General features: G+C 73.4%; 20 protein-coding genes. 7 read left to right on the forward strand and 13 right to left on the reverse strand.

From position 1 onward, the window contains the following. The 4 genes from SCATT_RS10040 to rsmI all read right to left on the reverse strand — a co-directional run bounded on the left by SCATT_RS10040 (nt 1) and on the right by rsmI (nt 4,165). The gene (locus SCATT_RS10040; RefSeq protein WP_014142898.1) at nt 1-1,311 is read right to left on the reverse strand and encodes a resuscitation-promoting factor; all 1,311 of its coding nucleotides are present in this window, start codon (nt 1,309-1,311) and stop codon (nt 1-3) included. A gap of 157 nt (nt 1,312-1,468) precedes the next feature. After that, a complete protein-coding gene (locus tag SCATT_RS10045) occupies nt 1,469-2,332 on the reverse strand; it encodes a TatD family hydrolase (RefSeq protein WP_041824602.1) in 864 nt (287 codons plus the stop codon). 281 nt (nt 2,333-2,613) lie between these two features. Beyond that, complete coding sequence (locus tag SCATT_RS10050) at nt 2,614-3,090, reverse strand: hypothetical protein (protein ID WP_014142900.1); 477 nt, start codon at nt 3,088-3,090, stop codon at nt 2,614-2,616. 235 nt (nt 3,091-3,325) lie between these two features. Next, nucleotides 3,326-4,165, reverse strand: coding sequence for a 16S rRNA (cytidine(1402)-2'-O)-methyltransferase (rsmI, locus tag SCATT_RS10055; protein WP_014142901.1), 840 nt, complete (start codon nt 4,163-4,165; stop codon nt 3,326-3,328). A gap of 89 nt (nt 4,166-4,254) precedes the next feature. On the opposite strand from rsmI, the gene SCATT_RS10060 reads away from it, so the two are divergent. Continuing rightward, on the forward strand, nt 4,255-5,994 hold the full coding sequence (locus SCATT_RS10060; RefSeq protein ID WP_014142902.1) for a dolichyl-phosphate-mannose--protein mannosyltransferase: 1,740 nt from the start codon (nt 4,255-4,257) through the stop codon (nt 5,992-5,994). 614 nt (nt 5,995-6,608) lie between these two features. Here the strand turns inward: SCATT_RS10060 and SCATT_RS10065 are convergent. Next, nucleotides 6,609-7,790 (reverse strand): serine hydrolase domain-containing protein, encoded by a 1,182-nt coding sequence (locus SCATT_RS10065; protein ID WP_014142904.1) that lies wholly within the window; start codon nt 7,788-7,790, stop codon nt 6,609-6,611. A 125-nt stretch (nt 7,791-7,915) separates the two neighbouring features. Here SCATT_RS10065 and SCATT_RS10070 point away from each other — a divergent pair, with 125 nt between their 5' ends. Continuing rightward, a complete protein-coding gene (locus tag SCATT_RS10070) occupies nt 7,916-11,425 on the forward strand; it encodes a S41 family peptidase (RefSeq protein WP_202446641.1) in 3,510 nt (1,169 codons plus the stop codon). A 9-nt stretch (nt 11,426-11,434) separates the two neighbouring features. Here SCATT_RS10070 and SCATT_RS10075 read toward each other — a convergent pair whose 3' ends face one another. The 6 genes from SCATT_RS10075 to SCATT_RS10100 form a co-directional block, all read right to left on the reverse strand. Next, on the reverse strand, nt 11,435-13,489 hold the full coding sequence (locus SCATT_RS10075; RefSeq protein ID WP_014142906.1) for an AfsR/SARP family transcriptional regulator: 2,055 nt from the start codon (nt 13,487-13,489) through the stop codon (nt 11,435-11,437). Between the two features lie 827 nt (nt 13,490-14,316). After that, a complete protein-coding gene (locus SCATT_RS10080) occupies nt 14,317-14,520 on the reverse strand; it encodes a hypothetical protein (protein ID WP_014142907.1) in 204 nt (67 codons plus the stop codon). A gap of 110 nt (nt 14,521-14,630) precedes the next feature. Further along, nucleotides 14,631-15,530, reverse strand: coding sequence for an SDR family oxidoreductase (locus SCATT_RS10085; protein ID WP_014142908.1), 900 nt, complete (start codon nt 15,528-15,530; stop codon nt 14,631-14,633). After that, nucleotides 15,527-16,468, reverse strand: a complete 942-nt coding sequence (locus SCATT_RS10090; RefSeq protein ID WP_014142909.1) for an alpha/beta fold hydrolase — start codon at nt 16,466-16,468, stop codon at nt 15,527-15,529. The genes SCATT_RS10085 and SCATT_RS10090 overlap by 4 nt, the downstream gene beginning before the upstream one ends. Beyond that, a complete protein-coding gene (locus SCATT_RS10095) occupies nt 16,465-17,979 on the reverse strand; it encodes a flavin-containing monooxygenase (protein ID WP_014142910.1) in 1,515 nt (504 codons plus the stop codon). Before SCATT_RS10095 ends, SCATT_RS10090 begins: the two co-directional genes overlap by 4 nt. 1,341 nt (nt 17,980-19,320) lie before the next feature. Further along, nucleotides 19,321-20,415 (reverse strand): hypothetical protein, encoded by a 1,095-nt coding sequence (locus SCATT_RS10100; RefSeq protein WP_014627795.1) that lies wholly within the window; start codon nt 20,413-20,415, stop codon nt 19,321-19,323. A gap of 75 nt (nt 20,416-20,490) precedes the next feature. Between SCATT_RS10100 and SCATT_RS10105 the strand changes: the two genes are divergently transcribed. From SCATT_RS10105 to SCATT_RS10115, 3 genes are all read left to right on the forward strand, one after another. Further along, nucleotides 20,491-21,042 carry a flavoprotein gene (locus tag SCATT_RS10105; RefSeq protein WP_014142914.1) on the forward strand — a complete coding sequence of 184 codons (552 nt, stop codon included), beginning with the start codon at nt 20,491-20,493 and terminating at the stop codon, nt 21,040-21,042. A 364-nt stretch (nt 21,043-21,406) separates the two neighbouring features. Next, the gene (cyaB, locus tag SCATT_RS10110; protein WP_014142915.1) at nt 21,407-21,964 is read left to right on the forward strand and encodes a class IV adenylate cyclase; all 558 of its coding nucleotides are present in this window, start codon (nt 21,407-21,409) and stop codon (nt 21,962-21,964) included. 287 nt (nt 21,965-22,251) lie between these two features. Continuing rightward, nucleotides 22,252-23,058: an SDR family oxidoreductase gene (locus tag SCATT_RS10115; RefSeq protein WP_202446642.1), complete on the forward strand. Its 807-nt coding sequence runs from the start codon at nt 22,252-22,254 to the stop codon at nt 23,056-23,058. Between the two features lie 106 nt (nt 23,059-23,164). Here the strand turns inward: SCATT_RS10115 and SCATT_RS10120 are convergent, their stop codons facing one another. Beyond that, nucleotides 23,165-24,088, reverse strand: a complete 924-nt coding sequence (locus tag SCATT_RS10120) for an NADP-dependent oxidoreductase (protein WP_173405630.1) — start codon at nt 24,086-24,088, stop codon at nt 23,165-23,167. An 82-nt stretch (nt 24,089-24,170) separates the two neighbouring features. Between SCATT_RS10120 and SCATT_RS10125 the strand changes: the two genes are divergently transcribed. Then, complete coding sequence (locus SCATT_RS10125) at nt 24,171-24,740, forward strand: TetR/AcrR family transcriptional regulator (protein WP_014142918.1); 570 nt, start codon at nt 24,171-24,173, stop codon at nt 24,738-24,740. A gap of 225 nt (nt 24,741-24,965) precedes the next feature. Continuing rightward, nucleotides 24,966-25,718 (forward strand): MerR family transcriptional regulator, encoded by a 753-nt coding sequence (locus SCATT_RS10130; RefSeq protein ID WP_014142919.1) that lies wholly within the window; start codon nt 24,966-24,968, stop codon nt 25,716-25,718. 19 nt (nt 25,719-25,737) lie between these two features. Here SCATT_RS10130 and SCATT_RS10135 read toward each other — a convergent pair whose 3' ends face one another. Beyond that, the gene (locus SCATT_RS10135) at nt 25,738-26,445 is read right to left on the reverse strand and encodes a GNAT family N-acetyltransferase (RefSeq protein ID WP_042507632.1); all 708 of its coding nucleotides are present in this window, start codon (nt 26,443-26,445) and stop codon (nt 25,738-25,740) included. Between the last annotated feature and the right edge of the window lie 39 nt (nt 26,446-26,484).

Raw genomic sequence — 26,484 nt, forward strand, 5'->3', positions numbered from 1 at the left:
TCAGTGGTGGAGCCTGCCGCCGCAGACCGGCCAGGCGGCGGCGCCGCGCTGGACGTAGAGCTTCTTGGCCCGGTAGGTCTGCTCGGTGGCGGGGGCGTCCTGGGGGCGGCCGGTGCCGCCGAGGGCGTGCCAGGTGCGGGAGTCGAACTGGTAGAGGCCGCCGTAGGTGCCGGAGGGGTCCACGGCGTCGGGGTGCCCGCCGGCCTCGCAGCGGGCCAGGCCCGACCAGTTGAGGTGGTCGGCGCCGGCCACCGAGGTGGGCAGCGGGCGGGTGCCGGCCCGTACGACACGGTCGACCGGGGGGCGCAGCAGCCGGAAGCCGACCAGCCGGGGGCGTTCGGCCACGCCGTTGACGGTGCGCTGGGTGTAGACGACCTCGCGCACCCCGGGGCGGCCGGGGGTGACCACGACGCGGGTGCCGGTGAACTCGTCGGGGTCGGGGTGGACGACGGTGCGGAAGGGGACCGGTTCCTCGCGGATGTGGGTGGTGCCGGTGATGCGCAGGACGGAGACGGTCTGGCCGTCGCGCGGGAAGCTGTCGGGGTCGACGGAGGTGGTGTCGTGCGGGCCGAAGGAGATGCCGGCCTGCCGGGCGGCCTCGCGGACGGTGCCGGCGTTGGTGCGGACGGTGTGCTCGCGGCCGTCGGCGAGGAAGGTCACGGTGCGTTCGGTGCGGACCTCCAGGCGCAGTCCGTGGCGGGCGATGGTGGCGGAGCGGGAGGCGGACAGGTGGGCGCCGTCGGCCCGCACGCCGAGCTGGCGCAGGGCTTCCTCGACGGTGCGGGCGGTGGTCCACAGGCGTTGCGGGGTGCCGTCGAGGGTGACGTCGAGCGGTCGGCCGTAGCGGACGGCGACGGTGTCCCCGTCGTGCAGGGCGGCGTGCCGGCCGGGGGCGACGAGGTCGTGGTCGCCGACGGGTACGTGTTCCTCGTCCAGCAGTTCGGGGACGTCGTCGGCGAAGGTGTGCAGGGTGCGGGGGACGCCGTCGACGGTGAGTTCGACGGTCTTGTCGGCGGCCAGGTAGGTGTAGCTGCCGCCGGCCAGGAAGGCGACGACGAGGGCGCGGGGCAGCAGTTGGCGCAGCGCGTCGGGGCGGTCGGCGGCGCGGGCGTGGCGGGCGGCGGCGCGGGAGCCGGGCGGCTGGGCGGGGACGCGGGGGCCGGGCGCGGGCGGGACGGGAGGCGGGGGCGCGGCGCGGCGGGGGCCGGCCCGTCGAGTGCCGGTGCCGGCGCCGCTCCAGGTGCCGGTGGCCCAGAACGGCACCGGCCAGGCGCTGGTGCCGCGGTGCGCGCCGGTCCGGCCGCCGGGCACGGGACCGGGCCGGGTCACGGGGCCGCCGCGGGCGCGATGGCTGCCCTGGGTAACGCTCACGACGCCTCCACGGGTCCGGCACGAGCGGTGCTCGGTGGGGGACCCTAGCGCGCGCGGTGGTCACTCTCCAAAGCGGTACGGTTACCCCGTGTCGTGATCAACGTGGTGGCGGGCAGCCGAAGGCCCGGGCGGTGTTGGCGGCGACGGCGGTGGCCAGTTCGTCCTCGTCCACGCCCTTGACAGCGGCCATCGCGCGCAGGGTGACGGGGATCAGGTAGGGGGCGTTGGGCCGGCCGCGGTAGGGGGCCGGGGTGAGGAAGGGGGCGTCGGTCTCGACCAGCAGCAGGTCGAGCGGGGCGACGGCGAGCGCGTCGCGCAGCGGCTGGGCCGACTTGAAGGTGACGTTCCCGGCGAAGGACATGTAGTACCCGGCCGCGGCGCACTCCTCGGCCATCGCGGCGTCGCCGGAGAAGCAGTGGAAGACCACGGTGCCGGGGGCGCCCTCCTCGCGCAGCACGCGCAGGACGTCCTGGTGGGCGTCGCGGTCGTGGATGACGAGCGCCTTGCCGACTTCCTTGGCGATGCGCAGGTGGCGGCGGAAGGAGTAGGTCTGGGCCTCGATGCCGTCGGCCCCGGTGCGGAAGTAGTCCAGGCCGGTCTCGCCGACCCCGCGTACCTGCGGCAGCGCGGCCAGCGCCGCGATCTCGTCCAGGGCCGCGTCGAGGGCGCCCGGCCCCTCCTCCCGGCGGATCCGGGGCGCCTCGTTGGGGTGGAGCGCGACGGTGGCGTGGACGTTCTCGTGGCGCCCGGCGACCTCCGCGGCCCAACGGGACCGCTCCAGGTCGCACCCGACCTGGACCACCGCGGTCACCCCCACCGCCGCCGCCTTGTCCAACGCCTCCTCGACCGTGCCGGACTGCATGTCCAAGTGCGTATGCGAATCCGCCACCGCGACCCTCAACCGCTCCGGAAGCGGTGGCGCCGCGGTCTTGTCGGTGGTCGAAGTCCCAGTTCCCGCCATGCGGCGAGTCTACGGGCGCCCCCAGGCACCGGGGCGGCCGGGGAGCGCGCCACCGGGCGCGGGGCCGCCCGGGCGCGGCAGCCCTCCGCAGGCGCGGGGAGGCCGCCGCGGGCACGGACCCCGCGACGGGGAGGGAAGGAGGGGCGACCGGGAAAGCGCACCTGAAGGCGCGACCGGAGAGGCAACCGGGAAAGCGCACCCGGAGGCGCGACCGGGAGAGGGCGCCGGGAGGGGCACCCGCAGGGGCGATCAGGAGGGGGCGCCGGGAGGGGGGCCGGGGGTCAGGCGGCGCGTTGGCTGGTGGGGTCGTCGTCGTCGCGGTGCTTGCGGTGGAAGACCGCGAGCAGGTCGGCGAACCAGTGGTGACGCCGCTTCTCCTCACGGAGCCGTTCCGCGCGGGCCTCGCGCGGGGCGCCGGGGAGGACGAGGGGGCCGGCGATGGGCACCGCCTCGCCGGGGTCGGGGCTGGGCACGTGGCCCCAGTGGGCGGAGGAGACGCGGCCGGAACGCATGATGCGCACCAGGTGGCCGCCGCAGTTCTTGCAGGTGGGACGGGTCAGCGGGGACGGAACCCGCTGGCGGCCGGCGTAGTAGACGACGTTGGTGTGACCGTGGTCGTCGACGTGGTGGGCTATCTCGTACGCCTGCTCCCAGCCGTACCCGCAGGTGAGGCAGGCGAAGGAATACGCCTCGTGCACCACTTCACCCGACGCGTGGCCGGCCGGGGGTGCGCCGGGGGTGCCTAGGGTCTCGCTCATGGCAGCTCCTGTTGCCCTCCGGACCGCATGTCCGGAGCGGGACTTCCCACTACCAGCGAACGCCTTCCCGGGCGGGGACGCAGTAGGGGTTCCCGTCTCTTGAGCCAGATTTGGAACGTTTGTGGTCCATCGCCGCGGTGCGGCCTACGGCCCTTTACCTGTCCACCGTAGACCTTTACCCGCGCTTGTGCCGACCATGGAAACCCGCCGGTCAACAGCGGGTTTCCGACCCCGTTCAGGCGCCGCGCTTGGCGGCCACCACCGCGTCGAAGACGTCCCGCTTGGGGACGTTGGCCTCCTCGGCCACCGCGGCGATGGCGGCCTTGCGGGCCTGGCCCGCCGACTCGCGCAGCGCCACCCGCCGGGCCAGTTCCTCCGGGCCGACGTCCTGCGGTCCCGGTTCCGGGGCGCCCTCGACGACCACCGTGATCTCGCCGCGGACCCCGCCCTCGGCCCACTCGGCCAGCTCCGCCAGCGGGCCGCGCCGGACCTCCTCGTAGGTCTTGGTCAGCTCGCGGCAGACCGCGGCCCGCCGGTCGGCGCCGAAGACCTCGGCCATCGCGGCGAGGGCGTCGGCGAGCCGGTGCGGCGCCTCGAAGTAGACCAGGGTGCGCCGCTCCCCCGCGACCTCCCGCAGCCGGGCCAGCCGCTCCCCCGCCTTGCGCGGCAGGAACCCCTCGAAGCAGAACCGGTCCACCGGCAGCCCGCTGACCGCCAGCGCGGTGAGCACCGCCGACGGGCCGGGGACCGCGGTCACCTCGATGCCCTGGGCCACGCAGGCGGCCACCAGCCGGTAACCGGGGTCGGAGACCGACGGCATGCCGGCGTCGGTGACCAGCACCACCCGTTCCCCACCGGCCAGCGCCGCCACCAGCTCCGGGGTGCGGGCGCTCTCGTTGCCCTCGAAGTACGACACGATCCGCCCGGCCGGGGCCACCCCCAGCGCGGCGGTGAGCCGGCGCAGCCGGCGGGTGTCCTCGGCGGCGATCACGTCGGCGGCGGCGAGTTCCGCGGCGAGCCGCGGCGGGGCGTCGGCGGGGTCGCCGATGGGGGTTCCTGCGAGTACGAGCGTCACCCTCCGATTGTCCCCCGCCCATCCGCCGGGGCTCCCCCCGCATGGTCCGGTGGGGCCTGATTCCCCAGGGGAATCCTTACGATGTCCCGGTGACCAGTGAGACCGCGACCGCGTCCGCCGCCGTGCCGCCGGGGGCGGCGAGCCGTCAGGGGCCGCCCGGCCGGGCGTCGGCGGACCGGCCGCCCACGCCCTGGCAGCAGCGGCTGCGCCGCTTCGGGTACGTCGAACCGCCGCGTGGCGACGCGCGGGAGCGGCTGGTCGTCCCGTTGCCCGAGCCGGGTGGCTGGTGGCGGCGGGTGCCGTGGCTGTCCGGCCGCTGCGCCGACCTGCTCGCCCGCTGGTCGGGCTGGGGCGGCCCGCTGCTGGTCGCACTCCTCGCCGGGGTGCTGCGCTTCTGGCACCTGGGCAGCCCGCGCGCGGTGATATTCGACGAGACGTACTACGCCAAGGACGCCTGGGCACTGCTGCGACACGGCTACGAGTCGAGCTGGCCGGACAACGCCAACCAGCTGATCCTGGCCCATCCGCAGAAGATCCCGCTGGGCCTCGACCCGTCGTACGTGGTCCATCCGCCGGTCGGCAAGTGGATCATCGCACTGGGCGAATGGGCCTTCGGGCTCAACCCGTTCGGCTGGCGTTTCATGGTGGCGCTGCTCGGGTCGCTGGCGGTGCTGATGGTCTGCCGGATCGGGCGGCGGCTGTTGCGTTCGACGGCGCTGGGGTGCCTGGCCGGGCTGCTGATGGCGGTGGACGGCCTGGAGTTCGTGATGAGCCGCGCCTCGCTGCTCGACCTCATCGTGATGTTCTTCGTGGTGGCCGCGTTCGGGGCGCTGCTGGTGGACCGGGACGCGGCCCGGGCCCGGCTGGCCGCCGCGCTGCCCGCCGACGGCCAGCCCGACGCGCGGGCCGGTGCGGCCACCCGGCTGGGGGCGCGGCCGTGGCGGATCGCGGCCGGGGTGCTGCTGGGGCTCGCCGGGGCGAGCAAGTGGAACGGCCTGGTGTACGTGGCCGCGTTCGGGGTGCTGACGCTGCTGTGGGACGCCGGGGCACGGCGCACCGCCGGTGCGTGGCGCCCGTACCGGGCGGTGGCGCGCCGCGACCTCGGCCCGGCCTTCCTGTCCCTGGTGCCGGTGGCGCTGCTGACCTATCTGGCGTCCTGGACCGGGTGGTTCGTCACCGACCGCGGCTACTTCCGGCACTGGGCCGACGGCCGGGGCGGTACGTGGTCGTGGATCCCGGCACCGCTGCGCAGCCTGTGGCACTACCAGTACCAGGTGTACGAGTTCAACGTGCACCTGACGCAGCCGCACACCTACCAGTCCAACCCGTGGAGCTGGCTGGTGCTGGGCCGGCCGGTCTCCTACTTCTACGAGTCGCCCAAGCCGGGCCAGGACGGCTGCCACGCGGCGGGCGGCTGCGCCCGCGAGGTCCTGGCGATCGGCACGCCACTGCTGTGGTGGACGGCGTGTTTCGCCCTGGCATACCTGCTGTACCGGTGGGCGTTGCGGCGGGACTGGCGGGCCGGCGCGGTCCTTTGCGGCGTCGCCGCGGGATATCTGCCCTGGTTCCTGTACCAGGAACGCACCATCTTCCTCTTCTACGCCGTCGTCTTCGTGCCCTTCCTCTGCCTCGCCGTGGCCATGATGCTCGGCGCCCTCCTCGGCCCCCGCGGCGCCCCCGAACGCCGCCGCATGTGGGGCGCCGTCGGCGCCGGCACCCTCGTCCTGCTCATCATCTGGAACTTCATCTACTTCTTCCCCCTCTACACCGGCATGACGATCCCCCTCGACGCCTGGCGCCACCGGATGTGGCTGGACACGTGGATCTAACGGTCCGCGGGTTCGCTCGCGCTGGCGGTCAGCCATTACTCCGTGGCCGGTTCGCCCGTTCCAGGTTTCCGGGGTGGCCCCCGTTCGCCCCTGCCCGGTGGGGGGTGGGGGTGGGTTTTGGTTTGGTTCGGCACCGGGGGCTTCGCCTATTGCCGGTACGGGGTCGGGGGCGCGCCGGGGGTGACTCCTCGCTCCCCGTATCCGCCACAGCTTGGCTCCGGCTACTGGGTCGCTGCGGGGACACCCCCGGCACACCCCCTTCTGTCCGGTTGGCGGGTGCCTCTCTTCGCGGAGGGAGGGTGAGATAGGAGGTTGGGGTCACCCCGATCTCCTTCTCACCCACCCCGTGCCGCAGCGCGGAACGCAACAGAACGGGGGCGTGCAGGGGTGTCCCCGCAGCGACCCAGCGGACCGGCCGAGAGCCGAAGACGATGCGTGGAGCGAGGAGTCACCCCGGAGGGCCCCCGGGAACCCAGGCAGACAGTGCGCACCCCGCACTATGCGATGACAGCCACGGGTGGGCGGGGGGAAACAATCCGTGACGCCAGCCACGACGAAACGGAAACGGGCGCACCCCGAGGAGGTAATGGCTGACGGCCGGCGCCAGCGAACCGTCAGGGCGTCGGGAGGGCGCGGCGGAGGGCTTGGAGGAGGGCGGCGGCGCGGGGGTCGGCGGTGACGGAGGGCTGCATCCCGTTGGTGACGTAGCCGAACCCCACCCCGTGGTCGGGGTCGGCGAAGCCGAGGGACCCACCCCGGCCGGGATGGCCGAACGAGGCCGGGCCGAGGAGCGGGCTGGCCGGGCCGTGGAGCATGAAGCCGTGGCCGAAACGGGTGTTGACCACGAGAACCCGGTCCGGCCCCTCGGATTCCGCACTGCGGGCGGCCGTCAGCGTGGCCGGGGCGAACAGCGGGCGGTGGCCGTCGACGGCGCCGATGAGCGCGGCGTAGAAGCGGGAGAGGGAGCGGGCGGTGCCGACCGTGTTGGAGGCGGGCAGTTCGGCGGCGAGGTAGTCGGGGGCGTTCTCGTCCAGCGGTGGGCGTATGGCGCCGAAGGCGCGGCGGGTGAGCGAGCCGGGGTCGGCGTAGGCGTCGGCGACCGCGCGCTTGGGGCGGGCGCGCAGACCCGCCCCGGCGGGCCGCGGCGGAGCCGGGATCTCGGCGATGCGGCCGACCCGGTGCGCCTGGTCGGCCGGCAGACCGCACCACAGGTCGAGCCCGAGCGGCCCGGCCACCTCCTGGGCGAACCAGCGGCCCAGGGTGCGTCCGGTGGCCCGGCGGACCAGTTCGCCCAGCAGCCAGCTGAAGGTCTGGGCGTGGTAGCCGTGGTCGGTGCCGGGTTCCCACTGCGGGCGCTGCGCGGCGATCGCGCGGGGCCCGGAGCCGCCGTCCAGGGCCTCCTCGACGGTGAGCGGGGTGTCCAGCGCGGGCAGGCCGGCCCGGTGGGTGAGCAGGTGGCGGACGAGGACGCGTTCCTTGCCGGCCGCCTTGAACTCGGGCCAGTAGGCGCCGACCGGCGCGTCGAGGTCGAGCTGGCCGCGCTGGTGGAGCAGGAGCAGGCAGGCGGCGGCCGGGCCCTTGCCGGCGGAGCGGACGACCTGGGCGGTGTCGGCCGTCCACGGCGGCCCGTCCGGGGCGGCGGCGTCGGCGGCTCCGGCCCACAGGTCGACCACGAGGCGTCCTTCGTGGTGCACCGCCACCGCCGCGCCGCGCTCACCTCGTTCGGTGAAGCCGCGCGCGAACGCCTCGCGGACCGGCTCGAAGCCGTCCGCCACCGTCCCGTGGACGTCCACCACTGCTGCCCGCTCCCGATCCGGCCGTGTACAGGTCTCCTCAATGGTGCACGCCCGCCGGAGCGGCCCCGACCCGGGGTACGGGCGGCGGCCCGCACGAGTTGCCCTCGGCAAATCTGGCCAGAAGCATGGATTCCGTGACCGAAGGCGCATATCTCCGCTTCCCCCATCTCCACGGCGGCCTGCTCTGCTTCGTCACCGAGGACGACCTGTGGCTGGCGCCGCTGGCCGGGCCCGGTGAGGAGCCGGGGCGGGCCTGGCGGGTCACCGCCGACCGGATCCGGCTGGGGCCGCCGCGCATCTCGCCGGACGGGTCGGCGATCGCGTACACCAGCTGGCGCAGCCTCGATCCGGAGGTGCACCTGGTGCCGGTGGCGGGCGGTCCGGCGCGGCGGCTGACGTACTGGGGCAGCCCGGACGCCCGGGTGTGTTCGTGGACGCCGGACGGCAGGGTGCTGGCGGTCTCCTCGCACGGGCAGCCGTTCTCGCACTACTCGTGGGCGTACGCGGTCACCCCGGACGGCTCCCCGGGCAAGCGGCTGCCGTGGGGGCGGGTCTCCGACATCGCGGTGGCCGACGTGGCGGGCGAGCACCGTACGTTGATCCTCAACGGCACGCCGCCGCACGAGCCGGCCGCGTGGAAGCGTTACCGGGGCGGGGCGACGGGCCGGCTGTGGCTGCACGGCGAGCGGTTGCTGCCGGGGCTCCGCGGCCACCTGGACTGCCCGATGTTCGTCGGTGAGCGGATCGCGTTCCTCTCCGACCACGAGGGCGTGGGCAACCTGTACTCGTGCCGGATGGACGGCTCGGATCTGCGCCGGCACACCGACCACGCGGAGTTCTACGCCCGCAACGCGGCCACCGACGGGCGGCGGGTGGTCTACCAGTGCGCGGGCGAGTTGTGGCTGGCGGAGGACCTGGCGGATCCGGCGGGGGTGCCGCGGCGGCTGGCGGTGCGGCTGGGCGGGCCGCGCAACGGCCGCCGCCCGTACCAGGTGCCGGCGGCGGCCAACCTGACCGGGCTGGCGTGCGACGCCACCGGCCGGGCCAGCGCGGTGTGCGTGCGCGGCAGCCTGTACTGGCTCACCCACCGCGACGGCCCGGCGCGGACCATCGCCGACCAGCCGGGGGCGCGGGTGCGGCTGCCGGTGATGCTGGGCGACACCGGCCGGGTGGCGTTCGTCACCGACGCCGGCGGGGAGGACGCGATCGAGATCGCCGAGCTGCCGGGGCGGGCGGCGCTGCGACTGGCGGCCGGGGCCGCCTCCCCGGGCGGCACCACCGAGGCGTCCGAGGAGGCGCCCCCCACGGGCGCCCCGGACCCCGGCCATCCGGTGCCCGAACCGGTCCGGGGGCGGCCCGGCGGGGAACCGGACAAAGGCGGCGGGGCGGCCGGCGGCGGTTTCGCCGAGGCGTTCCGGCCGCCGGTGGCCTCCGGCGGCACCCGGCTGGCCCAGGGTGAGCTGGGGCGGGTGCACGAGCTGGTCTCCTCGCCGGACGGCACCACGCTGGCGGTGGCGGCGCACGACGGCCGGCTGCTGCTGGTGGCCACCGGCGAGGAGACGACGGTGGCCGGTCCGGGCGAGGACACCGTGGAGATCGCCGGGGCGCCCGCGGGGACGGTGATCGAGCTGGTGCGGTCGGAGAACGGCCCGGTGCGGGACCTGGCGTTCTCGCCGGATTCGGGGTGGCTGGCCTGGTCCCATCCCGGGGTGGGGCGTTCGCTGCGGATGATCCGCATCGCGCGGATCAAGAATCCGTCCGATCCGCTGGTCGTCGAGGTGACCAACGGCCGGTTCGAGGACGAGCAGCCGGTGTTCACCCGGGACGGGCGGTATCTGGCGTTCCTGTCGTGGCGCGGTTTCGACCCGGTGTACGACGTGCACACCGGTGACCTGTCGTTCCCGCTGGGCTGCCGGCCGTACCTGGTGCCGTTGAACTCGGCGACCCCGTCGCCGTTCGCGCTGCCGGTGGAGGGGCGGCCGGTGGGGGGCGGGCTGGACCCGCTGGAGGGCGGGGGCGGGCCGGTGGTGGTGGAGGCCGAGGGGCTGCCGGAGCGGGTGACCCCGTTCCCGGTGCCGGCGTCGAAGTACTCGGCGCTGTCGCCGGTGCGCGGCGGGCTGGTGTGGCTGCGCTGGCCGATCTCGGGGGCGCTGGGCGAGACGTTCGCCAACCCGGCGGACCCCTCGCCGCGGCCGACGCTGGAGTTCTTCGACCTGTCGGTCTCCCGCCGCACCGAGCTGGTGCGCCACATGGACTGGTACGCGGTCAGCGGGGACGGCGGGCGGCTGGTGGTCTACGACGACGGGGAGCTGGCGGTGGTGCCGGCCGGCGAGCGGGCGGACGAGGAGTCCACGGTCGTGCTGGACATGCGGCGGATCCTGCACGAGGTGGACCCGGCGGCGGAGTGGCGGCAGGCGTTCGACGAGGCGGGGCGGATCGTCCGGGACTACTTCTGGTCGCCGGACATGTGCGGCATCGACTGGCCGGCGGTGCTGGACCAGTACCGGCCGCTGGTGGAACGGGTGGCCGCGCCGGAGGAGTTCGCCGATCTGCTGCGGGAGGTGCTGGGCGAGCTGGGCACCTCGCACGCGTACTGCGCGGCGGCCAGGCGCAGCGAGGGGCCGGCCCACTACCAGCGGCCGATCGGGCTGCTGGGGTGCAACTTCGAGCAGGATCCGGACGGTTCGTGGGTGGTGGGGCGGATCCTGCCGGGCGAGTCGTCCGACTCCCGGGCCCGGTCGCCGCTGGCCGGCACCGGGGTGCGGGAGGGTTCGGTGCTCACCCAGGTCGACGGCCGCCCGGTGGATCCGCACCGCGGGCCGTACCCGTTGCTGGCCGGGGCCGGGGGCACCACGGTGGAGCTGACCTTCACCCGGCCGCGGGACGCGGCGGGCGGCAACGGGCATCCGCGCCGGGTGGCCGTGGTGCCGCTGATCGACGACCGGCCGCTGCGCTACCAGGACTGGGTGGCCCGACGGCGGTCGGTGGTACGGGAGTTGAGCCAGGGGCGCTGCGGCTACCTGCACATCCCGGACATGGGCGGCTCGGGGTGGGCGCAGTTCAACCGGGACCTGCGGCTGGAGGTGACCCGGCCGGCGCTCATCGTGGACGTGCGCGGCAACGCCGGCGGCAACATCAGCGAGCTGGTGATCGAGAAGCTGACCCGCACCATCCTGGGGTGGGACCTGACCCGGGACGCCCAGCCGGTGTCGTACACCGCGAACGCGCCGCGCGGGCCGATCGTGGCGGTGGCCGACGACGCGACCTCCTCGGACGGCGACATGATCATCGCCGCGTTCCGGCTGCTGGGCCTGGGCCCGGTGATCGGCACCCGGACCTGGGGCGGGGTGGTGGGGATGACCGGGCGGCACCGGCTGATCGACGGGACGGTGATCACGGTGCCGATGAACGCGGCGTGGTTCGACGAGTACGGCTGGCGGGTGGAGAACGAGGGCGTGGAGCCGGATGTGGAGGCGTCGCGTACGCCGCTGGACTGGGCGGAGGGGCGTTCGTCGGTGCTGGCGGTGGCGGTGCGCACGGCGCTGGATCTGCTGCGGAGCCGTCCGCCGGCGACCCCGCCGGATCTGTCGGGGCGTCCGGACCGGCGGCGTCCGCCGTTGCCGCCGAGGGGCTGACGGCGGCGGTCACCCCGATCGTCCGGCATGGGCCGCGCGGGCCAGGGCGACGAGGTTGCCGGCCTCCGACTCCAGCCAGGCGCGGGCCTGTTGGGGGCCGGTGAACGGTTCGAGGCGCCGGTCGCGGGCAGGCGCGGGGGCGGGCAGGCAGCTGCGCACGGCGGTCGCGGTACGGGCGGCGTACCAGCACAGCAGCCGCAGCCGGGCGGCATGGAGTTCGGCCGGGTCCTCCTCGGCGAGGGCGCGGCCGGCCGCGTAGGGGCGCAGCAGTCCGGGCAGGCGCAGCCGGCCGGGGGCGTGTTCGACGGCGAGGTGGGCGGCGGTGAGTTGGCGGACCTGGTGGCCGGCCTGCTGGTGCGGCAGTCCGGCCAGGACGGCGGCGGCGCGGGTGTCGGTCTCGGGCAGGGGCGCGGTGCCCAGCAGCCGGAACAGGCGGCGGGCGGGGGGCGCGAGCTGCCGGTAGGCGCGGTCGAAGGCGGCGCGGACGGTGCCGGAGGCGAGCAGGGTGGCGCCCTCGCCGGCCCGCAGTTCGGCCGCGTAGGCGCCGAGCGAGGTGAAGCGGCGGGCGGCGAGGTCGGCGGCGGCCACGCAGAGGGTCAGCGGGAGGTGGCCGCAGAGTTCGGCGACCTCGGCGGCGGCCTCGGGTTCGGCGGCGACTGTCTCCCGGCCGGCGATGCGGGCCAGCAGTTCGGCCGCGGCGGCCGGGCCGAGCGGGTCGAGGGCGAGCCGGTGGGCGCCGTGGAAGGCGGTGAGTTCGGGCAGTTCGGTGCGGGCGGTGACGACGACCGCGCAGCCGGGGTCGCCCGGCAGCAGCGGCATGACCTGGGCGGCGTCGGTGGCGTCGTCGAGCACCAGCAGGACCCGGCGGCCGGCCAGCGCGGCGCGCAGCATCGCCGAGCGGGCGGCGGTGGTCGGCGGCACCGCGTCGAACCCGGCGCCGGTGCCGTGCAGGGCGTCGGCGAGCAGGTCGCCGGGGTCGCGCGGGGTACCGCAGGCGCCGGCCAGGGTCAGGAAGAGCTGGCCGTCGGGGAAGCGCGGGGCGAGCCGGTGGGCGGCGTGCACGGCGAGCGCGGTCTTGCCGGTGCCGGGGGCGCCGGTGAGCACCACCACGGGTACGCCGCCGGGGTGCGGTTGCCCGCTGAGCAACTGCGTGGCGCGGTCGACGAGTTCGTCGCGTCCGGTCAGTTCGGCGCAGGTGGCGGGGAGTTGGCGGGGGGCGGCCCAGTAGGTGCCGGGGGCGCAGGGGCCGGCCGGTAAAGCGGTGAGGGCGGGGGGCCGGCCGCCGCGGTTGGGGGGCCAGGCGATGTCGACGTCGGCGAGCAGGCAGGCGTGGGCCTCGCGCAGGTCGGGGCCGGGTTCGACGCCGAGTTCGGCGTAGAGCAGCCGGGCCACCGCGTGGTAGGCGGTGAGCGCCTCGGCGCGCCGTCCGCACCGGTACAGGGCGGTGATCAGCTGGCACCAGGGGCGTTCCCGCAGCGGGCGTTCGGCGGTGACGGCGCGCAGCCGGGCGAGGGCGGCGGCGGGTTCGCCGAGGACGAGTTCGATGTCGCACAGCCGCTCGGTGACCCGCAGGCGTTCGTCCTCCAGGGCCGGGGCCTCGTCGCGCTGGAGGACCTCGCACGGGACGTCCTGGAGGGCGGCGCCGCGCCACAGGTCGAGCGCGGCGGTGAAGTCCCGGACGGCCTGGGCGAGTTCACCACAGGCGGCGCGGCGTTCCCCGGCGGAGGCGAGGGCGCGGAACCGGTTGAGGTCCACGGCGTCGTCGGGGACGGTGAGCACGTAGCCGCCAGGGCTGGTGCGTATCAGGGTGTCGGCGCCGGTGGATTCCCGCAGCGCCCGCCGCAGCCGGGCGACGTACGCCTGGACGGTGTTGCGCGCTCCGCTCGGGGGTTCCCCGTCCCACACCCGCTTGATTAAACTCTCAACGGTCACCTCCTGGTTGGCCTGGAGGAGCATCAACGCGAGTACGGTCCGCTGCCGGCCGGCGGCGAGCGTGATCGCACGTCCCGCGTGCCGGATGTCCAAGGGCCCGAGCAGGCCGAAGTACACAGCGTCAGTCGTCATGTGAGTTCCCCACCGATGAGGTCGGCATCCGGCATCCATCCTGCCTTGTGTGGATGCGGTGAAAACCGCGAGTTTTGCGCCACACCTGGCGGGATATCGCCGCCTTGACCGTCCCCGCAGGTCACCCAGGGTGTCAGCGTCGCGTCAACGCGCAGTCATCCGCACGTCAGAGACGTACGGCACACTCACTTCCGTGACGAGCGCCGGGGAATCACACGCACGAAGGGTGGGTCGGCACGCGGCGCGTGGCGTGCCGGCCCCCCTGCGGTGCACGGTTCCGGCGACCGGCCGACGGCAGCACTTCCGCGCACGGGCTGCTGCCTCCCTGGCCTGTGGCGGGGTGACGGCCGGCCGGGCCGTGCCACCGGGTGGAGTCCGCTCCGCCTTGCGGGCGGCGTCTCGTCATCCACTGGGTCACCGGCTGTTGGCCCAGCGGTCACGCTGATTCCGGCAGGGCGGAATCAGCGGGCAGGGGAAAGGGAGAGGGGCGCGCCCGTGGGGGGACGCGCCCTTCTCCGCCCCCTTTTTTTGTGTTCGCTCGCCTCCGGGCGCTCTGCCCTTTTGTGTTCGCTCGCCTCCGGGCGCTCTTCTCCGATGCCGACACTCCTCAGGACTGCGCTCGCTCCTTCGTCGCTCCCTTGCCTTCGTCGCTTTCGGCATCGGCGCGCCCTTCGGCTCGCTCACCCGGCCGGGGACGGGGGCACCGGACAGCGGACGCGAGCAGCGGGCGCGAGGCGGCCGGAGGCGGGGGCACCGGACAGCGGACGCGAGGCGGCCGGGGACAGGGGCCGCACAACGGGACCGAGCTGAACCCGGGGGCCGGGGGCTCACATGTCGAGGTCGTCCTGGATGTCGTCGAAGGTCTGCTGGGGGTTGTCGACCCGGTCGCGGGCCTCGCCCTCGGCGCGCCGGCCGCGTTCTCCGGCGTCCTGGGCGTCGTCGCGCCCCCGCGACTTCCCTTGCTCCGCGCGGCGCTTCGCCTCGTCCTTGAGCTGTTGTGCCTTGTCCTTGAACTGGTCCTGGATGCCCATGATCACTCCTGGTCGGTGTGGGGGGAACGGGCCGCGTCCAGCGAAACACGTCCCCACCCACCCCGCATCCCGGAGCGTCACCGTCCGTCACGCCGGGCGATTCCCGCTGGTCAGCGGCGTGCGGCTGAGCGGGTGGCGGACTCGCGGAGCCGTTCGTCGGCGAGTCCTCCGGCGCCGACCAGGCCGCGCCGAGTGCCGGCGGTGGCCCGGAACCGGGGCTCGACGCGCCGTACCTCGCGCGGTCCGACGACGCCGATCAGGGACGGCAGGTAGCCGCGTACCGCCTGCATGCCGCGCAGCCACCACTGGGCGTACACATGGGCGGAGCGGCGCTGGACGCCGTCGGCGATGCGGGCGACGGCCGGCTCCAGCGGGTAGGTGCGGTTGGCCGGCCAGGGCAGCCGGGAGCGCAGTTCGCGCAGGACGTCGTCCTGGTCGGCGCCGCGCACCATGTCGGTGTCGGTCCAACTGAGGTAGGCGACGCCCACCTTGACGCCACGGTGGCCGACCTCGGCGCGCAGGCTGTGCGCGAACGCCTCGACGCCGGCCTTGCTGGCGCAGTAGGCGGCCATCATCGGGGCCGGGGTGAGCGCGGCGAGCGAGGCGATCTGGAGGTAGTAGCCGCGCGAGCGGATCAGGGCGGGCAGGAAGGCGCGGGCGGTGGCGACGCTGCCCAGCAGGTTGACCTCGATGACCCGGTCGAAGGCGGCCGGGTCGGCGTCGGTGAAGGGGCCGCCGGTGGCGATGCCGGCGTTGGCCACCACCACGTCGATACGCCCGTAGCGGTCGGCGATCTCCTCGGCGACCCGGGTCATCGCCGCCCCGTCGGTGACGTCGGCGGTCCAGTAGCCGGCGTCCAACTCGTCAGCGACCTTGGCGAGTTCGTCGGGTTCGAGGCCGACCAGGGCGAGTTGGGCGCCGCGCCGGCGCAGGTGGCGGGCGAGCAGGGCGCCCACGCCGCGGGCGGCGCCGGTGACCACGGCGACCTGTCCGTGCAACGTACCGTTCATGCCATTTCGCCCTCCTTGACCGGCTCGGGCCGCCGGATGAGATGGTCGTCCGCGAGGCGGCGGATCGCGTCGGCGACCGCGTCGGGGTCCTCGATGGGGGTCATGTGGCCGAGGCCGGGGAGTTCGGTCAGGCCCACGCAGTCGGGCAGCCGGGCGGCGAGGGCGCGGGCGTGCACCGGCGGGGTGAGCTTGTCGGCGGTGCCGACGAGGACGGCGGTGGGGGCGCGCAGCGCGGCCACCCCCGTGTCCAGGTCGAGCCGGGCGAGTACGCGCCCCCAGCCGGAGCGCGGCGCGGGCCGGCAGGCGTGCACGATGCGGGCGGTGGCGGCGACCTGCTCGTCGGTGGCGGCCGGGCTGATCACCCCGTACCGCAACGCGGCCCGGGTCAGCCGGGTCTGCGGGCCGAGCGGGAGGGCGGACTCCAGCAGGAAGCGGTGGAAGGCGTCGCGGACCCGGCGGTTGCGGACGCCCGGCGGCAGCACCAGCGCCTCGGTCAGCAGCCGTCCGCTGCCGGTGCTGGCCAGCAGGACGGCGGCGGTACGGTCCCGTACGGCGGGCCGGTCGGCGGCGGCCATCAGGGTCATGCCGCCCATGGAGTGGCCGGCCAGCACGGCCCGTTCGCCGTCGGGCAGGGCGTCGGTCACGACGGCGGTCAGGTCGTCGGCGAGGGCGGCGGTGGTGTAGCCGCCGCGTTGCGGCAGCGCGGAACGGCCGTGGCCACGCTGGTCGTAGGTGATCACCCGGAACGAGCCGGACAACCCCCGGATCACCGGCGCCCAGAAGTACGTCGAGCAGGTCCAGCCGTGGCTGAGGACCACGGCGGGGGCGCCGGCCGGGCCGTGCTCCTCGTAGTACAGCCGGGTGCCGTCGGCGGAGACCACGCTGTGGGTACGGCGCGGGGTGGGCGGTACGTAGCGGCCGGAGCGCAGCGCGGTCACGCGGTCACCTCCGCGGCGGCCGTTGCGGCGGCGGGGCCGGCGGGGCGGGGTACGAGGTCGTACTCGGCGAGGTCGACGCGGGCGGTGGCGCGGCGGAACTCGGCGGTGGTGCCCGGCCATACCGTGGTGTTGCGGCCGTTGACGTCCAGGTACCAGCTCACGCAGCCGCCGGTGTTCCACACGGTGCGGGCGAGCCGGCGCTGGAGCCCGGCGTTCCAGGCGCGGACGGCGGCGGGCTTGGCCACCAGGGCGGCGGCGCCGGTGCGGTCCAGGGTGCGCAGGTAGTCGGCGATGTACGCCAGGGTTGACTCGATCATCAGGATCATCGAGCTGTTGGCGAGGCCGGTGTTGGGGCCGATGACCATCAGCAGGTTGGGGAAGCCGTCCACGGTGCTGCCGCGCAGCGCCGCCATGCCGTCCTTCCAGTGCTCGGCCAGGGTGCGCCCGTCGGCGCCGGTGATGCGTTCGCCGATCGGCATGTCGGTGACGTGGAACCCGGTGCCGAAGACGATGGCGTCCACCTCGCGTTCGGTGCCGTCCGCGGTGACCACCGTGGAGCCGCGGACCTCGCGCAGCGCGCCGGCGACCACTTCGGCGTTGGGGGCGGCCAGCGCCGGGTAGTAGTCGTTGGAGAGCAGGATGCGCTTGCAGCCGATGGTGTAGTCCGGGATGAGCTTGGCCCGCAGCACCGGGTCCTTGACGGCCTTGCGCAGATGGGCCTTGGCGAGCTGCTCGGTGGCCTTCATCAGCTGGGGCCGCTTGACGAAGGCCCCGACCTGGAACTCCCGGATCAGCCAGAGCAGTCCGCGGCGGGCCTTGGCGGTGGCCGGGACGGTGTCGTGCAGCCACCGCTCGACGGCGTTGATCCCGCGGTCCATCCTCGGCAGCACCCACGGCGGGGTGCGCTGGATGACGGTGAGCCGGGCCACCTTCGGCTGGACGGCGGGGACGATCTGGATGGCGGAGGCGCCGGTGCCCACCATGGCGACCCGCTTGCCCGCCAGGTCGTAGTCGTGGTCCCAGCGGGCGGAGTGGAAGACCTTGCCGGGGAAGCCGTCGAGCCCCGGTATCTCGGGTATGCGCGGGTCGGACAGGGGCCCGGTCGCCGAGACGAGCACGTCGGCGGTGAGCTCCTCGCGGGCGGTGCGTATCTCCCAGCGCGCCCGCTCCCCGTCCCACCGGGCGGCCAGCACCTCGGAGTCGAACCTGATGTGCGGGCGCAGGCCGAAGGTGTCGGTGACCCGTTCCAGGTAGGCGCGGATGTGCGGCTGGCCGGAGAAGGTGCGGGGCCATTCGGCGTTGGGGGCGAAGGAGAACGAGTACAGGTGCGACGGCACGTCGCACGCGCAACCGGGATAACTGTTGTCCCGCCAGGTGCCGCCCACCGAGCCGGCCCGCTCCAGGATGACGAAGTCCGTGATCCCTTCCCGCCGCAGCCGCACGCCCATGCCCAGCCCGCCGAACCCGGTGCCGATCACCGCTACGCGGACGTGTTGGCGCTCGTCGCCCATGCGCTCTCCTCCAATCGTGCCAGCGATTACTGGCACGATTGCGAGCGTAAGCCAACCGCGTTACCGGCGGTAGGGGTCAGCCCCCACTTCCCGCTCCGCGCGGGGCGGTCAGCCATGACGTGGTGGCCGGATCCGCCGGATTCGGGTGCTCGGAAGCACCCCTTCGCCCCTGGCGGGTGGCTGCCCCCTCACGGGGCGGGGGGACGTGTACCCGGCGCCCTCCGAGGCCGGGGTTGCCGCCCCGCCGGCCCCTGCCCGGTGGGGGGTTGGGGTGGGTTTTGGTTTGGTTCGGCACCGGGTGGGTTCGCCTACTGCCGGTACGGGGTCGGGGGCGCGCCGGGGGTGACTCCTCGCTCCAGGTTTCGCTGTCGGCTTTCGGCCGCCCCGCTGGGTCGCTGCGGGGACACCCCCGGCACACCCCCTTCTGTCCGGTTGGCGGGTGCCTCTCTTCGCGGAGGGAGGGTGAGATAGGAGGTTGGGGTCACCCCGATCTCCTTTCTCACCCACCCCGTGCCGCAGCGCGGAACGCAACAGAACGGGGGCGTGCAGGGGTGTCCCCGCAGCGACCCAGCGGACCGGCCGAGAGCCGAAGACGATGCGTGGAGCGAGGAGTCACCCCGGAGGGCCCCCGGAAACCCAGGCAGACAGTGCGCACCCCGCACTATGCGATGACAGCCACGGGTGGGCGGGGGGAAACAATCCGTGACGCCAGCCACGACGAAACGGAAACGGGCGCACCCCGAGGAAGTGATGGCTCACCGCCAGCGCGAGCGAACCCGTACAGGGCTGATCTCCGTCCATACGACCTTTCCAACGCCATCACGTGCCATCACATCCCACTCGTCGGCAAGCGCAGCCACCAGCAGCAGCCCCCGTCCGTCGGACGAAGCCGCATCAGGCGTACGCAACTCGGGGCGTTTCATGGACGCGTCGTGGACCTCGATCCGGATGCCCGTGCCCGTTCGCAGAAAGCGGGTTTGATCTGACGTCCCGCCGCGACGTGCGCGTGGCGAACGGAATTGGTGAGCAGCTCCGACAGGACCAGGATCGCGGCTTCCGCGATGTCCTCAAGTCCCCAGTCGGCCAGGACCTCACCCAGCTCAGCGCGCGCCCGTGCGACTGAGCGCGGGTGCCGGGGCCAGCGTCGGCACGTGATTCGCCCTGTCGGCACCGGATCGGAGCCGAGACGGTCCACATCCCTGTTGCTCACGTTTCGCACGTCGTTGGTCACAAGACACACCCCGGGTCGGTCGTCGATGAACTGCCGCCGCAGCCAGGCTGACGACATGACGGGGCTCCGGCTTTCACACATGAGTGAAAGCCGGAGCCCCGAGCGAATGGCTACAACCCGACCCAGGCGGCCAGATGGTCAAGGGTGTCCGGAGTGCGTCGGGACAGACGGATCAGGCTCCTGATCGTTTCGCGAGCCCCTGGGTGGTACCGGGTCTGCTGCGGCGCAAGCCTACGAGCGGTGATCAGGGAATCCAACGCCGCTGCCGGATACTCGGTCTCCATCTGCGCGCGCGCCTTGTCCACGTGGAAGTGCGCGGCACGGGAGGTGGCCCAGCTCGTGGGGATCTCCACCTCAGCGGCGCGGGTAAGAGCCTCCCCGAAGTCGCGCATTTCGATGCTCGCGGAGACTCCGTGCACCAATACGTTGGTCGGCCCGAAGGACAACCACAGCACGTTATTGGCTTCGCCGGTTCGCTTGGCGTACTGCCTGGCCTCTGCCAGGTGACTGGTCACGAGCCCCGCGTCCTGGGCACGGGCAGCGATTATCGAAGCGCCCAGATGGAGCTGCCCGGCGACGGCGAAACGCTCACGGGCGGCGGGGGCCCGGTCCGCAAGCCCCTGTCCGGAGGCGATGAGCCGCTGACCGATCGTGTAGGCACCTTCTCGGAAATACACCAGAGCACGCATGTATTGCCGCACCGCAGCCAGTAGCGGATCCGATGCCCGCTCGGCAGCCCAGCCCATCCGGTCGAGGGCCACGGTGGACAGATCGTAGTACCCCAGCTTCACGGCCACATCGTGTGCGGTGCGGAACGTACTCTCCAACGCGGCCCACAGTTCGGAGGAACCTGCCAGGTGCGCTGCGGTGGTGATCTCGGCGATCGTGCCGGGGAGTTCCAACGCGGCGTCACGGAGCTTGGTGGCACGGACCAGAGAGCACAGCCGCTCGGCGGCATGGATGAGTTCGGCCGCCGAGCGAGGACGGATGCCCAGGTCGGCGCCCAAGTCGTAGAGGTCGAGCGCCTCGCGGATGGGACGGATCAGCTCAGCGAGACGATCTTGCTGAAGTTCCGAAACGTACGGTAAGGCTGGCTCGCTTGCGATGGTGAGCGATCCGGACGCCTGTGTGTTCGTCGCCGAGGAAAGGCATTGCCACTCCGTTCCGTGACTTCCTGGTTGAGACGCTACTCGGCGAACCGCCACCGGAATGCCGGATCACAGCCTGCCTTACGGCGAAGCCGGTTGCGGGTGGCGATCCGCACGCGGTGGACTGCGCCCATGACCACGAAACGTGTGCTGTATCTGCTTGGCAGCGCGGCTCCTCCCGTGCTCGATGTCGGGGGTGTCGTCGAGCGGGCTCAGGCGGCGGGCTGGGACGTGTGCCTGGGGTTGACGCCTACGGCAGCTCGCTGGCTCGCCGGGGAACTTGCCAGCTTGGAGGCGCGCACGGGGCACCCGGTGCGGAGCACGTACAAGCTCCCGCACGAGGCGGACGTGTGGCCGGCCGCCGATGTGGCCGTCGTGGCGCCGGCCACGTTCAACACGATCAACCAGTGGGCGTTGGGGATCACCGAGAAGTTCGTCGTGGGCTTCGCCGCCGAGGCCATCGGCAAGAAAATCCCCTTGGTGACCATGCCCTGCGTCAACGCCGCCTTCGCGGAGCACACGCAGTTCGCCCGCAGTCTCGACACCCTCCGCGCCATGGGCGTCCGGGTCCTCCACGGCCCGGACGGGTTCGTCCCCAACAAGCCCGGCGAAGGCCGCCCCGACCTGTACCCATGGCACCTCGCCCTGGAAGCCGCGGACCACGCCGCCCGAAACACCCCGTAGCCACCACCCAGGGCCACCCCGGCCCCCCACCCACCCCCGTGCCGCAGCGCGGAACGCAACAGAACGGGGGCGCGCAGGGGTGTCCCCGCAGCGACCCAGCAACCCGAGTGCAACTGTGGCGGATACGCGGAGCGAGGAGTCACCCCGGGAACCCAGGAAGACATTGCGCACCCCGCGCTATGCGAATACAGCCACGGGTGGGCAGGGGAAACAACTCAACGCAAGCCACGACGAGAGCGGAACCGGGCGCACCCCGAGGAGTTCGGGGCTGACGTCGGCTGGGAAATGTACCGGGGTCACCGGAGGGGTTTCGAAGCGGTGATCTCCGATGCCGAGCGGTCGGTGTGACGGGAGGGGAGCCGGGATGGCGATCGAGGCCGAGTTGAAGGTGGTCGTGCGGCAACCCGCCGAGGTGATGGCGGCGCTGGACGAGCGGGCTCGCGGTGTGGTCGAGGTCTACCAGGACACGTATTACGACGTGCCGGACGGCAGTCTCATGGCCGGTGATCGCGAACTCCGCGTCCGCACCGTCCACGGGCCCGAGAAAACCCGTTCCATCCTCACCTACAAAGAGCCCCGCGTCGACGATGCCTCGGGTTCGAAACCGGAGCACGAGACGGAGGTGAGCAACCCCGCTGCGGTGCACGCCATGTTCCGCGCACTCGGGTATGAACCGCGTATCGCATTCGAAAAGCATTGCCGCAACTACCGATTCACGGCCGCAGGACGCGAAATGCTGGCCACACTCGTGCGCGTGCCCGAACTTGACGGCACCTTCCTGGAGGTGGAGACACAGGCCGACCCCGACGATCTCGACGCAGCCTTGACGGCTGTACGGGCGATCCTGACGGACTTGGGCATCACTGACCAAGACCTCACCACCCAGCAGTACACCGACGCGGTGGCCGCCCAGCGACGATAGCGGCCCCGCCAAGATCACGGCCACCCGGAACTCCCCCTACCCACCCCCGTGCCGCAGCGCGGAATGATGCGGAACGGGGGCGTGCAGGGGTGTCCCCGCAGCGACCCAGTAACCGGAGCGCAACTGTGGCGGATACGGAGAGCGAGGAGTCACCCCGGAGGGCCCCCGGAAACCCAAGAAGACAGTGCGCACCCCGCGGCTGGACGAACACAGCCACGGGTGGGCGGGGGGAAACAGCTGTGACACCAGCCACGACGAAACGGAAACGGGCGAACCCCGAGGACGTAATGGCTGACCGCCAGCGCGAGCGGGACGTCAGGGGCGCAACGCGGCGATCGCCGCGTCGATCGCCGACAGGGCCGCGGCCCTGTCGAGCCCCGCCCTCGACACGCGGCATCGGCTTCGAGACGGCCCGCGAATTCCTCGCCGAGGGAGCGTCCGTCGCGATCACCGGCCGCTCCCGGGAACGACTCGACGAGGCCGCCCGGCAATTGGACGGCCCGCTGCTGACCGTCGTCAGCGACGCCGGCGACGTACCCGGCCAAGCGGCACTCGCCTCACGGCTTCAAGCGGAGTGGCCGAAGCTCGACATCCTGATGAGCAACGCTGCCGACATCACCCATCTCCCGATCGAGGAATGGACCGAGGAGGCATTCGACAGGCTGCTCGCGACCAACCTCAAATCCCCGTTCTTCCTGATCAAGTCCCTGCTGCCGCTCTTCTCGCGGCAATCCTCGATCATCCTCGTCGGTTCGGTCTCCGCGTTCATCGGACACGAGAACGCGACGGTATACGGTGCGGCCAAGGCCGGCCTGCTGTCCTATGCCCGCGGCCTGACCTACGAGTTGAAGGGCCGGGGCATCCGCGTCAACGGACTGAGCCCGGGGCCGACCGTCACCAACGCCTTCAAGCCGCTCGGCCCCGAGCGCCAAGCCGCCGTCTACGAGGGACTCCGGCGGACCGTTCCCCTCCACCGCCTGGGCACCGCCACCGAGTTGGCGAAGGCGGCCGTCTACCTCGCCTCCGACGAATCCGCCTACACCGCCGGCACCGTGCTGCGCGTCGACGGTGGCATCGGAGAACTCGCGTGCTAGGGTCCGTCCCCGATTCGACAGCAGGCAGGCCGGTGAAGACGGATCCTGGTTGGTGTGCGGTCCCGTCGCCCACGGCCCCGCGGGCGTCAGCCCATCTCGTGCCGGTTCACAGGGCGATCATGATTTTTCCGTGAACATGCCTCTCGGCCTGCGTCGTCACGGCTTCGCGGATCCGCTCGACCGGGAAGGTCGCCGCGATCGGCACCGTGATCTCGCCGGAATGGATCGCGTCGGCGATCCGTTCCAGGGAGCCCGGAGCCGCGTCGAGGGCGCCCACCTTGCGCACACCGGGCGGCGGGGCGGGGCCGTCGGCCACGACGGTGACCCGCTCGGGCGCCACGCCGAGCTTGAGCGCGGTCTCCGCCGCCTCCCTTCCGAACAGGTCGGTTGCGGCGGTGATCCCCTCGGGCGCCAGGGCCCGCACCCGGTCCGCCAGGCCAGGGCCGTACGCCACGGGTTCGGCGCCGAGCCCGCGCAGGAAGTCGAACGTGCGCTCGGAGGCGGTGCCGAGCACCCGGACGCCCGCGAGCTTCGCCAGCTGCACGGCGAAGACGCCCACGCCACCCGCGGCCCCGCCGATCAGGACGGTGTCCCCGGCACGGAGCCCGATCGCGGCGAGCGCGGCGGAGGCCGTCAGACCGGACACCGGAAGTGTGGCCGCCACCTCGTCGCCGACGCCCTCCGGGGTGGGCCACAGCGTTGCCGGGGGTGTCGTTCTGACCAGCACGAAATCGGCGACGGACCGGCCGATCGCGGCCCCGTACACCCGGTCACCGGCCGCGAACCCCGTGGCTTCGGCGCCCACCTCGTCCACCACTCCGGCGAAGTCGCTGCCGAACCCGGCCGGCAAGGTGATGCCGAACCGCGCCGCCATGTCGGGCTGCGTGGTGATCTGCCAATCCATCGGATTCAGCCCGGCGGCGGTGACCCGGACGCGAACCTCGTCCGGCGCCGCGTGCGGCTCGGGTATCTCCTCCAGTTCGAGTACTTCGGGACCGCCGAATCGCCGGTAACGCACAGCTCTACTCATCGAGGACCTCTCCCGGCCAGTGATGGGACTTGGTCTCATGACCCTACACCAGTGATGGGACCAAGTCCCGTACACTGCTCCCATGGCTCGCTGGCAACCCGACGCACCAGGACGACTCGCCGACGCCGCCCTCGACCTCTTCGAGGAGCACGGCTACGAGGACACGACCGTGATCGAGATCGCGGAGCGCGCGGGGCTCACCAAGAGCACGTTCTTCCGCTACTTCCCGGACAAGCGAGAGGTGCTCTTCGGCAGGGGCACGGTGACCGGTCTGCTCGTCGAAGGGATCGCCTCGGCGCCGCCGGGGGCCGGGCCGCTCGACACGGTGGCGGACGCCCTCGACGCGCTCGGCCGGACGTTCTTCACCGACGACCGCCGCGAGTTCAGCGGCCGACGCCAGGCCGTACTCAACGCCCACACGGAACTGCGTGAACGCGAAGCCCTGAAACGGATCGACCTCACCGCCTCGATGATCGAGGCCCTCGAACGCCGCGGAGTCCCGAGCCTGACCGCACGCGTGGCCGCGCAACTGGGCGCGCTCGTCTGGGAGATCGCCTACGACCAGTGGCTCGACCCCGACAACAGCGAGGGCTTCGGCCCGCTGGCACGGCAAGCGCTCGCCGCGGTACGCGCGGCCGAAGCCGAGTGTTAGGGCCCGCGTTCGAAGGTCCTTCTCCCCCACCCCCGTGCCGCAGCGCGGAACGAGGCCGGACGGGGGCGTGCAGGGGTGTCCCCGCAGCGACCCAGTAGCCGGGATACGGGGAGCGAGGAGTCACCCCGGAGGGCCCCGGAAACCCAGGAAGACAGTGCGCCCCCCGAGGAAGTAATGGCCGGCGCGAGCGACGGGGCCGAAGCGCAGGGGATCTAGGGTGGGGGCGTGGGGAACGAATACCGGATGGCCGACCTGGCCCGCGCCGCCGACATCAGCGTCCGCACCCTGCGCTTCTACCGCGAGCGCGGACTCCTGCCGCCCCCGCGCCGGGAGGGCCGCATCGCCTGGTACTCCGAGGCCCACCTCGCCCGGCTCCGCACGATCGCCGCGCTGCTGGAGCGCGGCCACACCCTCGGCGGCATCGCCGACCTCATCGCCGCCTGGGAGAACGGCCGTGACGTCGGCGAACTCCTCGGCTTGGAGGGCGCGTTGGCCACCCCGTGGTCGGAGGAGACCCCGGTCCGGCTGAGCCCGGAGGAGCTGGCCGACTCCTTCGGCGCCGAGGTCACCCCGGAGAACCTCGCCGCCGCGCTGGAGATCGGCTACATCGCGGTGGACGGCGAGACCGTCGTCCACGTCAGCCGCCGGCTGCTGGACGCCTCCGCGGCGCTGGTCCGCGAGGGCGTTCCGCTGGCCGCCGTCCTGGACGCCGGGCGCCAGGTGCGCGAGCACGTGGAGGCGCTGGCCGATCTGTTCACGGTGCTGGTGCGGGAGCACGTGGTGGACCGGGTGGCCCCCGGCGGCCCGGCGTTGTCGGCCGGTGAGGCGTCTCGGCTCACCGAGTCGCTGGACCGGCTGCGTCCGCTGGCCAAGGCCGTGGTGGACGCGGAGTTGTCGATGGCGATGGACCGCCGGGTGCGCGCGGAGCTGGACGCGTGGCTCCAGCGGGGCGGCACCGCGGACGGGGCTACCGCGTAGCGGGGCCTGGGCCGTGCCGTCAAAATCTCGCCTGCCCCGCGGGGTCTGGCACGCGCGCTCGCTGCGTTGTCGGTCGTCGGCGCAGCCCGCTGCGCTCTCCTCCCTCCGCCTTGCGATCACACGCTCCCCCAGAGCTTCGCCTGGGGGTACCCCCGACGCCGCGGGGCACCGCCCGCCGGGCGGCCGGCGACCTTTTGACGACGCGGCCCAGCTCCTTGTGCAGGACGCGGCAGGGGCGCCCGGCCTGCCGGTCGGCGCGGCGGTCGATCACCCGGTAGCCGCGGTGGGTCCAGAACCCCAGGGCGTGGTCGTTGCCGTCGAGTACCGCGAGGCGTACCCCGTCCCGGCCGGCCGCGCGCAGCCGGTCCTCGACGAGCCCGGCGGCCCGGCCGCCGTACCCCCGGCCGTGCAGGTCGCCGTGGACGACCAGCAGGCCGATCCACGGGTACGGGTCGAACGGGTCGGGGTGCTCATGGAGGAGGCAGACCAGGCCGGACAGCGGCGGGGTGGCGTCCTCGTCGGCGCGCACCAGCAGCACCTCGGCGGAGGGCTGGGCGAACTCGGCGACCAGCCCGGCCTCGACCTGTTCGGGGCGGATGGCGTCGGGGTCGGGGAAGTCGCCGGTGAGCCGGTGGAACGCGGCGTTGGAGGCGTGCAGCGCGGTGATCCCGGCGAGCGCCCCGGCCGGGAGCGCGCCGTCCACCGGTACGAGGGGTTCCAGTCGCATCGGCGTACCGTAGACCGCCCGGAACACCGGCCGCACCCG

The sequence above is a fragment of the Streptantibioticus cattleyicolor NRRL 8057 = DSM 46488 genome (assembly GCF_000240165.1).
GTDB lineage: Bacteria > Actinomycetota > Actinomycetes > Streptomycetales > Streptomycetaceae > Streptantibioticus > Streptantibioticus cattleyicolor.